Below are 16,030 nucleotides of genomic sequence, written 5' to 3'. Positions count from 1 at the left end.
TAAATTCTTAGATAATAAGAGCCGGTTGTTTCTGATATTTTTTTTTTTAACGTTGTATAACCTGTCGTTGTTAAATGATATCGCTATTAAATAAGGTATGATTTCTTCGTAGCGTCATTTTTTCATTTTCTTTCTCCACCTCTGAAACCCTCTCATCAAACTTTCCTCTTCCACCGACTCCGCCATATCATACTTTACCACAAACTCATGCATCGACTTTATATACATCACCCCATTTTTGAACTTATTCTCCAACAGGAATGAATAAAGCTCTGCTTTCATTTCCACCTCAATTTCCTTTTCAATAATAAAGATACTGTCCTGACTGAAATAATTGTAGATTTCCGGGTTCTTGCCCTGCCTTGGGCTAGGAAGAACAAAAGTGATATTTCCTGTCTCTTTCCAAGAGACGCCTTGCGGATGAGGAACGGATAATTGATGCAGGAAGTGATAAATGGGAGTGAGGTGGGAGAGGTGGATTGGAATGGGGAGCCTTGACGGTGGATTGTTATGCGATAGAAGTTCTAAACTTTGTCCGTACCGGACATACATATACCTCGCCAGATATGGCTTGATGGCAAACGTGACTGTAACCATGGGATTTGAATTTTGAATTGTTGAAATTTGTTGTATACTGATTGCCGCTTCGTGCGGCAGATTCCGTCGTGTTTGTTGGAAAAAATCCCATGGGTTACGGGGACGGAATTCTAATTCAGTAAGAAGTTGAAATTCAAATGGTTACAAATGCCGGTTTTTCCTTTAAAACCAACGGACCGTTCCTTTAAAAGGAACGACCCGTTGCACACCGAGGAATGACCTCTTCCTTTTAAAGGAACGGACGGCTCCCTAAAATCCATAGTGCAAAGCTATGCCTAATATTCTAATTTTTCAAAAGGAAGAATAGCGGTAATCTTTATATTATGTAATGAAATATCATAAATGGTATACATATCTAATTTATGCGTATGTATATTGGAAATATGTAATAAAAATATACTAATTGCTAGAACGTGTATTTTAACTATATTTATCAGATAACTATTCTTAAAGTGGAAAAACTTTTTATTCCATTTCTTGTTTCTTGCGTAACAGGCGGAAAAATAGTTCTGATAAGTAAGGTGAACTTCGTACTTTTACGTCTCAAACAAAAAAAGCAAGATATGATAACATCAGTGAAACTTATGCTGAATAAGAGCAGGATATTGAATAATGGCAGTTATCCTTTAGTATTTCAGGTGATCCACAATCGGAGAAAAAAGTTACTGTATACAGGCTACCGGGTGAAAGAGGAAGTGTTTGACGAGCTGGAAGGGAAGATTATGAATGGCGTAAGTTCTACTTTTACGGCTACAGAGGTCGTGAAAATGAACCGCGAGCTACGGAAGATGCGGAATCGGATTGATACACGGATCAGGCAGCTTGAGCGGACAAGGGAAGAATTTACAGTGGAGGATATTCTGGCTCAAAATGCTTTTGGTACAGGAAAACCACAGTTTTATTTATTGCGATATATCAATGCGCAGATTGAGCGTAAGCAGGAACTGAAGAAAGTGGGGATGGCTGCGGCCTACAAGAGCACCCGTTCGTCGTTGGCAAAATTTATAGGTCGCCCTGATGTGCGGATGTCAGAGGTTGATTTGGCGTTCGTTAGGAGATACGAGGATTTCCTGTATAGTAACGGCTCTTCTGGAAATACGGTAAGCTATTATCTGCGCAATTTGCGCTCTTTGTATAACCAGGCGGTAACGGACGGTTATCATCCTCGTGGCGAATATCCGTTTGCGAAGGCACAGACCCGCCCGGCGAAAACGATGAAACGTGCTTTGTCACGGACGGATATGCAGAATCTGGCGGACTTGAATTTGGAGAATGAACCTGAACTGGAGTTTGCCCGCGATTTGTATCTGTTCAGCTTTTATGCGCAGGGAATGGCTTTTGTTGATATTGTCCTTTTGAGGAAGAGCGATATTTGCAATGGTGTGCTGACTTATTCCCGTCATAAGTCGAAACAGTTGATTCGCATAGCGGTGACTCCCCAGATGCAGGGCTTGATCGATAAATATAAGACGGAGAATGAGTATCTCTTTCCGATCATCAGCGGTGAATATGCTTCGGGATACAAACAATACCGCCTGGCGTTAGGGCGTATCAACCGCCATTTGAAGAAAATCGCTGTTGCAGCTGATATAAAAGTTGCGTTGACGACGTACACCGCCCGCCATACCTGGGCTACCCTTGCCCGTGACTATGGAGCACCAATTTCTGTGATTAGTGCCGGACTAGGGCACACTTCGGAAGAAATGACACGTGTCTATTTGAAAGATTTCGATGTGTCCATGCTCAATCAGGTGAACAGCATAGTTACAAATTTATCCAAGTGAAATGAAAATTTGTAATTTAATCTGTTGAAAATTAGAAGATATAATATTTTTATTTATCTTTGCAGTATTGTAATCTATTCCGTAATAGAGATTATATTAAAATCTCTTTGTTGTTTTGAACTATTTTCACGCTGCAAAGTAAGCTTATTTTTTTATAATATGAATTGTCATAAAGTACATTTTTTTATTCATTTTGTACATGTTGCGTGGTTATCCTCATAAATAGGGTTGTTTTCGGTCTGGCAGCGTTCCATTAACTGTTTGGCGGTACATCCGAAATATAGTTTGCAGTGACGGTTGAAGTTACTCTGCGAATCAAATCCCAATTCTTCAACGGCGTCTTTTATACATACTCCCGGTTCGGTCATTTTTTCGAGTATCCTTTGGTTCTTTTGTTTCAGCATCCATTGTTTGGCAGTCATTCCGAACACCTCGTTGAATTTGGAAAAGAAGCGGCTTCTTCCCAGGTTCGATAGTGAGATGAGCTGTTCTATATTATCCACTTTGGTATGGTTGCGCATGACAAAATCCTTGAAGTTCATTTCTTTTCCGATGATAGGATGAAATAATACTGCAATCTCCTGCTTTTCATAAAATCCGCGCAGGAGAAAGAAAAATTCCCGTTGCATCAGGGTGTGCAGGTGAGCGCAATTCATTCCGTTCTTGATACAGTGGGTCAGCACTTCGAGGAATGGTGTCAGCGGGTAGTGTATTCTAATCGGTGAGAAGTCATATTCAATGTTGTCGCAAAGGTCTGATAAAGATTGCAATATGAGCTTGTCACAGTTTCCTTCGGGCATATCGAAAAACATGGAGAGCAGGCTTGAACCGTTTTCTCCAATTCCCTTCAGCCGGGAAGAACGTGGGATGAGTATCATCTCTCCGGCATGAAACAGTCTGTTGTGGAACTGGTTGCAAGTTATGGTGAAATCACCTTTCAGGAAGAATAGAAGATAATTCTTACTTGTAGTGTCTTCCTCAAATTCTGTGTTCTTATTGAACTCAAGATACTTGAATCCGGTTTCAATCGTTGTCATGTAGTTTTGGCATGACAGGTGTTCTTCGATGTACAGCAATTCGCTTTTCATAAGTTTTGTTTCCATGGCAATAACTGTTTTGATTGTTTGGTCTGTTACCTATCTGTTTGTTTCACAATTGTTTCAGTATCTGTATTTTTAATGAATTATATATCAGAATATTATTTTCTGTTTTGTTTGCTATGATTCATTTTATCATGATACTGAAACGTTATATGGGTGCTTTATGTGATATAAATCATTGGTAATTAGGTTTTTATTGTTTGTATTCTTTTGTTTCATCTCTATTACGGAATAGAGATGAAACAAAAGCAATAATAAATAATAAGACGACATGAAGAAATATCTATGTTTAATCGGAGTCTTGGGAATACTACTTTGTAATACGGGCAACTCTTACGCCCAAAAGGTTGCAGTAAAGACTAATTTGCTTTATGACGCTACTACTACAATGAACTTGGGGCTGGAAATAGGTTTGGGCAAGAAATGGTCTCTCGATTTATCCGGAAATTATAATCCCTGGAAGTTTGATGATGAAACGCGCCTGCGCCACTGGGGCGTACAGCCGGAACTTCGCTACTGGCTTTGTGAGAAATTCAACGGTCATTTTCTGGGTCTGCACGGACACTACGCCAAATACAATGTGGGCGGAATGTCATTTCTAAGTGATAATATGGAACGTCACCGCTATCAGGGGCATTTGTGGGGCGGCGGAATATCCTACGGTTATCAGTGGCTGCTCGGTAACCGCTGGAGCATGGAGGCTGTACTTGGAGTCGGATATGCCCGGTTGGATCACTCCAAATATCCTTGTGCCACATGTGGAACCATTCAGAAAAATGAGAAGAAAAACTACTTCGGCCCGACAAAAGCTGCAGTGAGTATCATATACATTATAAAATAGGTTAATGATGAAAAGAATCTGTATATACGTGACCTTGGGACTGCTAGGCGCAGTTTCCGCCCATGCCCAGGAGATAAATATCGGACAAGCCGTTGCCCGGAAAATAAGCGATGACAAAGTGGAAGTCTCATTTAATATGGATTGCAGCATACTGCGGCTTCCTTCACGCCGACAAATGATAATCACTCCCTTGATAATCAGCCGGTCGGAAAACGATACGCTCGCCCTGCCTTCAGTCTGCATTGCAGGCAGAAACCGTTATCGCATGAACAAGCGGAAAGAAAGTCTGTATGGCAAAGAACCGGCTGCGGGAGAGGGACAGGAAATGATTCGTTTTAACAGGAAACGGGATATGTTGTTAGAATATAACGAAACAGTTCCGGCACAGGAGTGGATGTCCGGAGCACGTGTCGAGATATTCCGTGAATTACAGGGATGCGCAGGTTGCGGAGAAGCACTGGGTAATGCCCCCGTTGCGGAACTTCCTTTATTCAAAGAGGTAGTGGAACGCCCGAATCTGGAAATAATGGTGGCACAGGCAGAGGAGAAACGTCGTTCTTTCACCCGCAGCGCATATCTTAATTTTAAAGTGAACCAGTCGGCATTGCTTGCCGATTATATGAATAATCCTACCGAACTGGCTAAAATCCATTCGTCCATTGATTCTATCCGTGAAGATGATAACTATCGTATTGCCCGGATTAAGATAGTGGGCTACTCATCGCCGGAAGGCAATTATGACGCCAATGCCCGCCTTTCCGAACAACGTGCGAAAGCGTTGGTACAAAACCTGAAACATGCCTATAAGCTGGACGACAGTATGATAGAATGCCGTTCGGTGCCGGAGAATTGGGAGGGACTAGCTGCATGGTTGCGCGAATACTGTCCTTCCTATATGCAGAAAGTGCTTGATATTATCGGGCAGACTCCCGAACCGGATGCACGCGACGCGAAGATAAAAGCTATCGACGGCGGAAAAATCTATAATGCCTTACTGCAAGAGGTATATCCGAAGCTGCGCCTGGTGGAATATACAGTCAGCTATACGGTGGTTCCGTTCTCCGTGGAGCAAGGGCGGGAAATAATCAAGACGCGCCCCGACAAAATGAACCATAACGAAATGTATCAGGTCGCAGTCAGCTACGGCAAAGGTTCGGACGAATACAACAGGATTATCCGGATGATTGCCGACCGCTTTCCGAGTGACAGGATGGCTAACAACAACGCCGCTATCGTAGCATGGGAAATGGGAGATTATGATGCGATGCGGATGTACCTGAAACGTTTGGAAGGTATAAAAACTGAATAATATAATCTGAAACTTATACTTAGTAATTAACATTTTAGTATTCATTAAATTTTAAAACAATGAAATTGGACAAATCTTTTTTAACGCTGTTTGTCGGACTGGCGATGGCAGCATGTAGTAATGATGAAGAGATGGCAACCGGCGGACAAGACCAGTTGCCGGTAGACGGCAGGGAGGCTTATATGTCCGTATCTGTGACAATGCCTAAAAGTACGGGAACACGTGCTCCGGGAAAAGACCATGGCAGTGCGGAAGAACAGAAAGTAAACGAAGTGCTTCTCGCATTGTTTGATGCGTCGAATGTTTGCTTGGAAACAAAGACATTGGGTACAACCGACTATATCTTGAATGTAGGTGGTGCTGATAAGTCAGGATATGCCGGAAAGGCATTCAAAGTACCTTCCGCTACCGCCAAAGTACTGGCAGTGGTCAATCCGAGCGGCAAGTTCAAGGCTGCCTGTGTAGCTTCCGCTCCCTGGTCTGTCATCAATGGTGCTGTGGAGCAGACACTTGATGAAGTGATTGGAGCGTCAAAGGACAACTTTATGATGATTAATGCCGGCGACAATACAAACCCTACTAACGGAGCATTGGCGGAAGCTAAAGTAAAAAAGGTTGGCGACGCGGGTATTTCTGACGTTGCTGACGCGATAGCCGCAGCCGAAACTGACCGTTCAAAGATTTTTGTAGACCGTATAGTTGCTAAAGTTTCTTTAGGAACAAATCCGGCCGGCGTCATAGTTCCTGCCGGAGTGACCTGTACATTCGGTAACTGGGCATTGAATGTAACCAACAAGAGCATGTTCCCATATTCTGAAATAGTAATGCCTGCCGGAGGTTCTGCTGATGCAGATTATAGAATTGACCCGAACTATGAAAAGGCAGGATTCAATGTGTCGCAGTTCAACTACCTGAAAGTATCTGATAAAGGTGTTTTGCCTGCTGACTTCTCTCCCATGACAGACAGCAAATACTGTCTTGAGAACACAATGGAACATGACGCGCAAACCCAGGCGCAGACTACGGCTGCCGTAGCAAGTGCGGTTTACACTCCTAATTCATTTACTGTGGGCGAAAGCTGGTTCCGCCTTTTGGGTGTCACTTACAAGACATTGGCTGATTTGCAGGCAGTATATAATGCTGCGGCTGCTGGTACACCGGATGCGGCACAACAACAGATAATCGATCTTTGTGACCAGTTCTATGCACGTATTGCCAAAGCCGCCACTGCACAAGAAAAGACTGTCGGTGCTGATTTTGCCTCTATTACTATTGCTGAACTGGACGGCCTTAAGAGTGGTGGCGAATACTCCAAACCTGATGCAACAGCCGGCGAAACAGTAGGTGTGGAATACTTCCAGAAAGGCGTATGCTACTATAACATCCTGATTCGTCATGATGACGAAATCACTGCATGGATGGCACATGGTAAATACGGTGTCGTGCGCAACAACTGGTACACATTGACTATCAACAGCGTGAAGCAACCGGGTACTCCCTGGATTCCTGACAAGACAGATCCTACTAAACCTACAAATCCGGGTGAAGACGATGATGACCAAGAAGCATATCTCTCTGTAAATATTACAGTTAACCCATGGACTACTTGGAGTCAGGGAGTGGATTTGTAATGACTGATATATCGGGCTAAAATAACAATTAAAATTATAAGAAGGCGTTATGATACGGCGCAGTTTGTCTTGTGACGCCTTCTTTTTTCTTTCTTTTCATTTTTTATTCAGCCGGCGGAGGCTTATTTCCGTGAATCAAGACCTTGATATGAAAAACTTGATAAAAACAGGTCTTGCCATACAGACAAGTTTTAAGACTTGTCCACTAAAACAGATTATTCCGAGAAAAGCACAAAGGCGCTTTTCCACACCATATATGAAATTAGAAAAATAATAGAACCATAGATGATTATGAGAAAGATAATGAATACAAAAGGTGCCGTCCGGCAGATAAGTTATGGAAGTTGCCTGTTATTACTGCTTGTACTCTTTTCTTGCACATCCATAGATGAGACACTACCGGAATGTCAGTTATATGTTAGTTTCCGGTATGACTATAACATGGAGTTCACCGATGCTTTTGCGGCTCAAGTGAATCGTGTCGATGTGTTTGTATTCGACAAGGATGGCACGTTTATCATGAAGAAGAGTGAACAAGGGAAAACTCTGGGCAGTGGCAGCTACCGTATGCAGTTACAACTGCCAATTGGGGAATACCGGATAGCTACGTGGGCGGGAATGAGCGATGCCTTTGAAATGCCGGAACTGGTTGCCGGAAAATCGACACTGAAAGATTTGACGGTAAAAATGAAACGGGAAGAATCCTTGATACATAATAAAGTTTTGGAGCCTCTCTGGTATGGCGGGATACAGACCGTAAACTTTACCGGCAAACAGGAACAGACGGAAACGGTCCGCCTGATAAAGAATACCAATAAATTCCGCTTTATTCTGCAAAAGTCTGGTCCGGGAGAAGAACTGGATATGAATGATTGCCTGTTCGAAATCCGGGCGGACAACGGATATTACGACTGGAATAATGACTTGCTGGATGACGACATGATTAGTTACCAGCCGTATCATCTGGAAAAAGTGGAAGATGTGGGCATTGTGGCAGAAATGAATACCATGCGCCTGCTCGAACATAAAAAGGTATACCTGACGCTTACACGCAAGTCGGATAGTAAGGAACTGATGAAGGTTGACCTGATACCTTACCTGCTGCTTACTAAAATGGAAGGGCACAATATCCCGGCACAGGAATACCTCGACCGTCAGAGTGAGTATGCGATTGTCTTTTTCTATAACCCGGAATTATTGAATTTCCTTTCTACTAAGATTATGATTAACGGCTGGACTATCTGGCTGAAAGGCGAAGATCTCTGATAAATAAACAAAGATTGATGAATATGAGATATAAAGGCTGTATATGGTGGGCGTGGTTGCTGTTGTTCTTGTTTTCCTGTACGGAAAGTGGACAGACAGTCGATCCGCTAAATCCCGGAGAAGTACGGATGAGCATGAATATCAGCACACGTGTCACGAGTGACCCGGTAGTGTTGAACGCGAATGAAACCCGCATCAGCCGGCTACGCATCTATGTTTTTGACGGCACGTCACTGGATAAGATGTATTACTGGCAAGGGCTTTCCGCTATCGACGGGACTTATACTACTCCGGTTTTTACGGTGAAAGCCGCCACCGGGAAAACATTGTATGCCATTGTAAACGAACCTGTTGACTTTGATACCCGCGCTATATTGGAGTCTGTGGATCATCCCAATGACTTGGTGGACGTACAGTATCAAATGGCGGACTACTTATCCACAAGAACCAATGTGGTGGAATACACTAAAGACTACTGTCTTCCCATGTATGGAGAACTGGCAGGAGTGGATGCGGCGGAGGGAACGACGCAGACAGTCAACATGCGTGTAGACCGTGCTGTGGCGCGTGTGGATGTTTATATGCGGAAGGAGGCAAAGAACTGGGAGGAGGTCTTGATGCCTACCACATTGGTTGTGACTGGAGTTTCCAAGACAGGATTCGTATCCCCAAAAAGAACAGGAAGTTATGCGTCTTCCGTTCTCAATCTGTTATCGAGAAAGAAAGTCAGTGAGATCCCTGAAGAAACTTCTCCTGAAGACAAGGGCGTGCTGGCTTACTCGTTTTATATTCCGGAAATGGAGTGTAAAAACAATAAATTGAATATCGGTTTTGATGATTACGATATGATAGAGTTGGGTGTGGATTCGGATAATTCCGGCAAAGCGCCTTTGGAAAAACTGGAGCGTAATCATGTTTATCAATTACTGTGCCGGTTCATGCAAAAAACAGTCTATTTGGATATAAACTTGACAGTGTGTCCGTGGATAGCGTTAGAACCCCAAGTAGAAGAAGTGAACGATATACGTATAACAAACTGTTATGTGGTATCGCCCGGCGGAAGGGTGCACATTCCCACTGACGGGGTGTACAAGGCATGGGCACAAATGGATGAATTTGAACGTACACCTATTCCCGATGGTGAGGTTACGGCCGAAGTACTTTGGGTAGATAGAATAGGGGTAGTGCCGGCTTCCGGAGTGAAGGTTATGAATGCGGAAAAACGTGATAAAGCTTATATCAGTGTGGAAACGGAAAATCAGTCTGGCAATGCAGTGATAGCGATGAAAGTGAATGGAAAGATTTACTGGAGCTGGCATATCTGGTGCACAGACTATGATCCGAATTTAGAAGAGGGACAACAAGAGTTTAATGGTTATACTTGGATGGATCGTAATTTGGGGGCAACATATAATAACTATGATGAGAAGCAGGGAGGAATTGAGTCTAAGGGATTTCTATATCAATGGGGGCGGAAAGATCCGTTTCCACCAGCTAAGGGTTGGCTTTATACGGAGCCTGAAGAAGAATTGTATAGCGTCACTGGCGAAATTAAGCCTATTACTAAAATTAGTGTATCTACGTCGGATATTAATAATATACCGGGTTCAGTGAATAATCCGATGGCATATTATACAGCACCCTCACAACTCCTCTGGTTTTCGTACTCTACCAAGTATCCTTATTTGTGGAATACGAAATCTGGAAAGAAAACGATTTTTGACCCTTGTCCGGATGGTTGGAGAGTTCCTGCCGGCAAAGATGGCATATCTACTCCATGGGAAGATTCTGGTCTGGAGCAGGTTTTCTATGAAGAAAGATATGGCGGCGGATTTGCTGGTAGGAGTGATATTTATTATCCTGCAGCAGGATATAGACACGGGGGGACTGGGGAGCTGTCAGGATCCTTGGGGCAGGTTGTTATGCTTCGTGCAGGAAACCTTGGTCGAGATATGAAGTGTCGGAACATGTGTCTGTATTGGACAGAGCGTATTCACGGTAAGGGTGAAAGTGTTATTTGGGATGAAGCGACTGCAGGTGCTGTACGTTGTGTGAAAGAGTAAAATGGAGGTTACATCTATGACGAATAAAATGGTAATAGGATATAAGTTTGCTTTTATACTGCTTTTATTATCTTCATGTGTGGAAGATATTAGAAATTGTGATATTGGCAATGTGGACAACATGATACCCGACGGCAAGGAACGGATGGAACTCCGTTTGGTAATACCCGGGGGAAAACAACCGGTTGTCCGAAGCATAGAGAATGGGATGGCCGGTGAGAACAAGGTTGAGCGGCTTTTCATGGATGTTATGAATAGCGGGACTGTGATAGCATCCCGTTCCACAGCAGACGGAGCATTGACATTGACCCCTACGGATGTTGATAGTGTCTATGCGGTTTCTACACTGTTTGATATAGGGACATTGGAGGCGGGTTACACCTTGCGGGTACGTGCCAATGAAGACACTCCCGCAATAATCTCCGGACAGCCGGTTTCCCCTTTCTACATGTCAGGTACGGGAGTGATTGAGGACGGCATAAATAGAAATTTCAAAGCTTCCGTGCATTTGTTACGGGGAGTCGCCAAACTACGGACTACTGTTCGGACAACCTCATTTACTGTTCCGCAGGAATTGATGATAGGAGATGTAAAAATACAGGTGATTCATGCTGCAGATAGGATTCGTAAGTATGCTCCGTTCTCTTCTCATGCCAATGAGGCTGTTGTTGAAAATCTGCCGGCATCTTCATTAAATTATCCGGATTATCCGGAAGTGAGCTTATATGATATACTTGCTCATGAACAAGTGGAGATTAACGGTGAAGCTATTACTTTTTATCCATTATTTGTTTATGAAAATTATCTGGAACAGGAAGAGGAGTATGACCCGGCTATTAACGTGACATCATTGAAACTGACTATTCCTGTGACGGACGGAATAGCTAGTCGGGTGATAGAACGTACGATACCTGTAAAAGCGGAAGATTCTTATCGGATGAAACGTAACCATATTTATTCGGTGGACGTACAAGTGCTAAGTCTTGATGAAGTGAAAGTATTCACAGATATGCTTGATTGGGAAGATGTAGGGGTTACGGGTGATATTGTAGGAGGCGTTGACTTTGATATAGACAGGACAAAAATAACTTTGATTAAAGATATTGTCGACCCGGTGAAACTGCTGAAAGTGGACTGTCATGCTCCGGGACGCTTACAAATCAGAGCTTTGAAGCCTAATAAGACAGATTTAATATCAACAACAGATTTACAGTTATATTGCAATGGAATAACGGAAACGGATAAACTGGCGGATAACAGTGGCATTTATGACCTCACTGCCGCACAAGTAATGAATTTCTATTGTACCACCGGTAGTGTTCCCGCCAATTATGAAGGTGGTTTTATAGAAATTTCTTCCGACAATGTGCATGTGGAATATATTCCTGTCAGTTCATTGGATACTTTTACTCCGTTAGACACGGAAGGGACTGCCAATAGTTATATAGCAGATAGAGGTGCAGGTTCTTATTCTTTCACTGCTACCATAATGGGAAACGGAGTGGACGGTATTATTGACGAAGGGAAGTTTGAAGACGCAAGTGGCAATATCTTGACAAAAGCCGGTGGTGCCAATATTCATCCTTTATCGGCCAAATTGCTTTGGCAGGACACGGATGAACTGGTGGAACAAGTTGCTTTAGTCAATGGCAGGGTTCAGGTGAAAATGGGACGAAGCCGGGGAAATGCAGTGATAGCTGTTTATGATAAGACTAATCCTAATGCGGAGGATGCGAAAGTGTTGTGGAGTTGGCACCTTTGGTGTACGGCTACCCCAAAGATACTGGAATTCGTCACTTCGATATACACGGGCAATAACTATAAAGTGATGGACCGTAATCTTGGTGCTACTGCTACTAAAGCGTATTTAGGCACTGTTCAAGGGCTGCATTATCAATGGGGACGTAAAGACCCGTTTTCGGGTTCATTGACTTATGATGGCATACGTACCATTTTATATGACGTAAGAAGTGGTCAGGGCGTATATAAATATTCCGATGAACGAGTGACTGCCGGTCAAGCTATAAGTACTCCGAGTTCCTTGTATAGTCCAAGGAGAGGATTGGGGGGTGAATCTTGGTGTACGAAAACAACAGAACTGAAATATCTGTGGGGAAATCCGGACGGGGAACAGGATGCTTTCCCTAAAGAAACATTAAAATCGTTGTATGACCCTTGTCCATATGGTTATAAAGTTGCGCCGCATGACGTTTTTAAAATCTTGAGTAAAGGTGAGATCGCCATATTCCCCCCAGCCGGAGCGTCACTTGGGGATATGTATTTCATAAAAAGTTATTTTGCGAATGGATCAACCTTTTATTATGATAATGCAGGGATTGATGAAACGAAGCTAATTTATTTGCCGGAGACTTATAGACCTAATGGTGATGGTATAAAGTTAGGAAAATGGGGAGTTTACTGGTGTTCTTCACCTCATCCTGCTGACAAAGAACATAGTGGGCTCATGTTTAACTTTCATCCATATACTGCTATGGACTTTGAATATAATATATATAATCCGGTGGTTACTTCAGTGCCTGCTTCGATACGCTGTGTAAAGGAATAATTCATTAGAAATCTAAAAAGTATGAATGAAATGAAAATAACAATACAACAATACTTGTTCGGGATATGTCTGTTGGTTTTCTTCGCTTTTAATATGTTGTTGTTAGGTGGTTGTAACGATGACACTGAAATGGAAATGATTGATTCCTCTCAAAAAAATGTCATCAGCTTGTCTATCCCGGATGCGGAATTGGTACAGGTACGTAGCGTGGCGAATGAATCGGAATGTAAGATTAGTGGCATACAGGTGTTTGTATATAATGATTCTCACGCCTCATCCCCTGTATATTATCAGGAGGGTAAAGCTGATTTGTCTTTTTTGTTCGGTAATGACACTGCATCGCCGACTGTGACATTGAAAGAATACATTCCCGCTGACAAAGAACGAATTTATGTAGTTTGTAACCTGACTAATCGTTCTTCTGCATCAGGAGCAGGTGATTTTCTTATAAATAAAATGGCTAGTGAAGAGCAGTTGAGGAATTATACTAGTCAAGGAATGATGAAGGGCTTTTCCGCTCTGCAAAGTGAAGGGCGGACTATTCCGATGTACGGTTGGATGGAATGGAATGAGAACGCTACCTCTAACATTTGTCTGTTGACCCGTTGTTTGGCAAAAGTTACGGTTGATGCAAAGGCGGATTTGTTTTCCGGTAAACAAGTCTATTGGGAATGGAGAAATCTTAATTATTCGGATTTTACATTAGATAGCGAGTATAAGGGGGAAATCTATCAGGGCAGTATTAACGAAAGCGGCGTTTCGGAAAAACATGATTTACTTTCCGCTACAGTTCCTTTGGATGTAACGAAAGGACTGGTGACAAGTTACTATCCTTTGGAATATGAACACTCCATTTACGCTTTAGGAAATAAGGTTGATAAGAAAACATTCTCCAAAGATCGTGCAATGTTGCTTCTTGTAGTCCGGAATCCGGACGGTTCGAATAAAGAGTATTATCGTTTGGATTTCCTGGATAAGGAAACCGGGCAGTATCTGGATATAATACGTAATCATTCTTATCGCTTTACTATTGCCGAGCTAAAGAATAAGGGATATGATACGGAACTGGAAGCCATTCAAAATCCGGGAAGTAATATCGAGTATACGGTGACGGTTTCGGATAATTGGTCGCGGGGATATGCTTCTAACGGCCAGTACTTGGTAAAAACGGATAGGGAAGACCTTAAGTTGATAGAGAATGGCATCACAGATCCGGTAACAATGGTAAAATTTGAATTGCAGGCTGATGATACGGGTAATGTCGATTTTAGTGGTGTTACCACTCGTAATGTTCGCGTTTTAAATTCGGATAAGAAAACTTTGGTACCCTCATCTGACTTATGCCTGTTTTATAGCATAGATAATAATAATTTGGTACAGGTGAAGGGAACAGGAGGACTTTCGGTGAATGAAGTGAACCTTCCGCAAGATAGCGATGTGTATTGGATTTATTGCACTGTACCCGAAAACTCTTCACTAAAGGAAGGATTTTTGGAAATATCCGTAGGTAACATAGTGAAGTATATCCCTTTCAGTATCATATCTCACACAGAAGCGATTGCTGTGGATGAAGACGGTCCGGCAAACTGCTTTATTACTCCGGTGACTTATGGTGTTTATTCGTTTGACGCTACGGTGATAGGAAACGGGGTTGATGGTATAGTGGCGGAAACGAGAGGCAGAGCTGCATGGCGGGAAGAATTAGGTGAAGATATAGAACAATATCATTTTAAAAATGCTTCAGGTGAAGATATATCAGTTTCTAAAAATGTTGAGATAGTTCCTTATTCTGCAAAACTAATTTGGCAGGACAAGCAAAATCTTATATCACAAGTTGCATTTAATTCTACTACTAATCGAGTTGAATTCTTGAGTAGTGGTACGGGAAATGGGGTTATTGCAGTTTATGATAAACAAGATCCAAATGCGGAGGATGCTACAGTACTATGGAGTTGGCATGTTTGGTGTACAGAGCACCCCACTATAATAGAATTAGGCTTACCAACCAATGGAGAAACTTATAGCGGGAAGAATTATAGAATAATGGATCGAGATTTAGGAGCAACAACTAATACTCCTGATGAGTTAACAACACGTGGTTTGGGTTACCAATGGGGGCGTAAAGATCCTTTTTGTATTTCAGCTTCCTTTGAAAGTACCGAAAATTTTATGCATAATGTACGTGGAAGTAAACTAAAGCACAAAGAGGAGGAAAAAAATGAAAGTATAGGAACAATTGAGTATGCGATAAATCATCCTGCCGTATTTATCATAAGTGATGATGCCTATAGTGTTCATGATTGGTTGTATTATACTTCTGAATCCGGTAATAATGATATGACTGGAAATCAATATTTATGGGGAAATAACCCTTATTCGCAATATAAAATGGTTAATGTAGAGACAATGAAGACCCTTTATGATCCATGTCCTGTTGGTTACAAAGTATCTCCGCCGGATGTATATGGTGCATTTTTAAAATATCCAATAATAGATTCCCCTATTGGCAAAAGCGGAACCGAATTTTTGGGACATATGGAGAAGGGAGATTTTTATACTCCTTTATTTACTAAGTATGGGGTATATTTCTATTGTGGTAGTGAAAATAGTACACGGAAAGTCTATTTTATTTCTACTTCGCTTCGCCATGGAAGAACTTATGATAAAGGGGTAGTAAATGGTCCTTTTTATAGTGCTCATCTTTGTGGGACAATGAGATATAATGATGGCAGTGGTATGAATGTGATAATGTCATTTGGATTTGATTTAAAAAATGGTGATGTTGGCTGTGGCTTCGGTGGGGGTAATAATTACTGGTTAGATCGTTCTACGGCAGCACCTGTCCGCTGTATCCGTGACGAATAAACATATAT

The 16,030-nt window shown here is 42.3% G+C and carries 10 protein-coding genes; 8 read left to right on the top strand and 2 right to left on the bottom strand.

All coding sequences use genetic code 11. From position 1 onward, the window contains the following. Positions 1-114: 114 nt before the first annotated feature. Positions 115-597 (bottom strand): hypothetical protein, encoded by a 483-nt coding sequence (locus tag KSX81_RS08575; protein ID WP_032844695.1) that lies wholly within the window; start codon positions 595-597, stop codon positions 115-117. Positions 598-1,160: 563 nt separating this feature from the next. Here KSX81_RS08575 and KSX81_RS08570 point away from each other — a divergent pair. After that, positions 1,161-2,381 (top strand): site-specific integrase, encoded by a 1,221-nt coding sequence (locus tag KSX81_RS08570; RefSeq protein WP_211480826.1) that lies wholly within the window; start codon positions 1,161-1,163, stop codon positions 2,379-2,381. A 188-nt stretch (positions 2,382-2,569) separates the two neighbouring features. Here the strand turns inward: KSX81_RS08570 and KSX81_RS08565 are convergent, their stop codons facing one another. Beyond that, positions 2,570-3,484 carry a helix-turn-helix domain-containing protein gene (locus KSX81_RS08565; protein WP_032847479.1) on the bottom strand — a complete coding sequence of 305 codons (915 nt, stop codon included), beginning with the start codon at positions 3,482-3,484 and terminating at the stop codon, positions 2,570-2,572. 268 nt (positions 3,485-3,752) lie between these two features. Between KSX81_RS08565 and KSX81_RS08560 the strand changes: the two genes are divergently transcribed. From KSX81_RS08560 to KSX81_RS08530, 7 genes are all read left to right on the top strand, one after another. Then, positions 3,753-4,322, top strand: coding sequence for a DUF3575 domain-containing protein (locus KSX81_RS08560; protein ID WP_032844486.1), 570 nt, complete (start codon positions 3,753-3,755; stop codon positions 4,320-4,322). A gap of 4 nt (positions 4,323-4,326) precedes the next feature. Next, positions 4,327-5,631, top strand: coding sequence for a DUF3868 domain-containing protein (locus KSX81_RS08555; RefSeq protein WP_070782660.1), 1,305 nt, complete (start codon positions 4,327-4,329; stop codon positions 5,629-5,631). 59 nt (positions 5,632-5,690) lie between these two features. Further along, the gene (locus tag KSX81_RS08550) at positions 5,691-7,262 is read left to right on the top strand and encodes an Mfa1 family fimbria major subunit (RefSeq protein ID WP_032844481.1); all 1,572 of its coding nucleotides are present in this window, start codon (positions 5,691-5,693) and stop codon (positions 7,260-7,262) included. A 291-nt stretch (positions 7,263-7,553) separates the two neighbouring features. Beyond that, the gene (locus KSX81_RS08545) at positions 7,554-8,528 is read left to right on the top strand and encodes a FimB/Mfa2 family fimbrial subunit (RefSeq protein WP_050486406.1); all 975 of its coding nucleotides are present in this window, start codon (positions 7,554-7,556) and stop codon (positions 8,526-8,528) included. A gap of 17 nt (positions 8,529-8,545) precedes the next feature. After that, the gene (locus KSX81_RS08540; RefSeq protein WP_032844479.1) at positions 8,546-10,591 is read left to right on the top strand and encodes a hypothetical protein; all 2,046 of its coding nucleotides are present in this window, start codon (positions 8,546-8,548) and stop codon (positions 10,589-10,591) included. A gap of 16 nt (positions 10,592-10,607) precedes the next feature. Beyond that, positions 10,608-13,157, top strand: a complete 2,550-nt coding sequence (locus KSX81_RS08535) for a hypothetical protein (protein ID WP_004323253.1) — start codon at positions 10,608-10,610, stop codon at positions 13,155-13,157. 30 nt (positions 13,158-13,187) lie between these two features. After that, entirely contained in the window at positions 13,188-16,022 is a 2,835-nt protein-coding gene (locus tag KSX81_RS08530; RefSeq protein ID WP_217725810.1) for a hypothetical protein, read from the top strand. Positions 16,023-16,030: the final 8 nt, after the last annotated feature.

It is taken from the genome of Bacteroides sp. MSK.18.37, assembly GCF_019129155.2.
Taxonomy (GTDB): Bacteria; Bacteroidota; Bacteroidia; order Bacteroidales; family Bacteroidaceae; genus Bacteroides; species Bacteroides ovatus.
The sequence above is the reverse complement of the archived record's forward strand: the minus strand, read 5'-3'. Positions and strand labels throughout refer to the sequence as shown.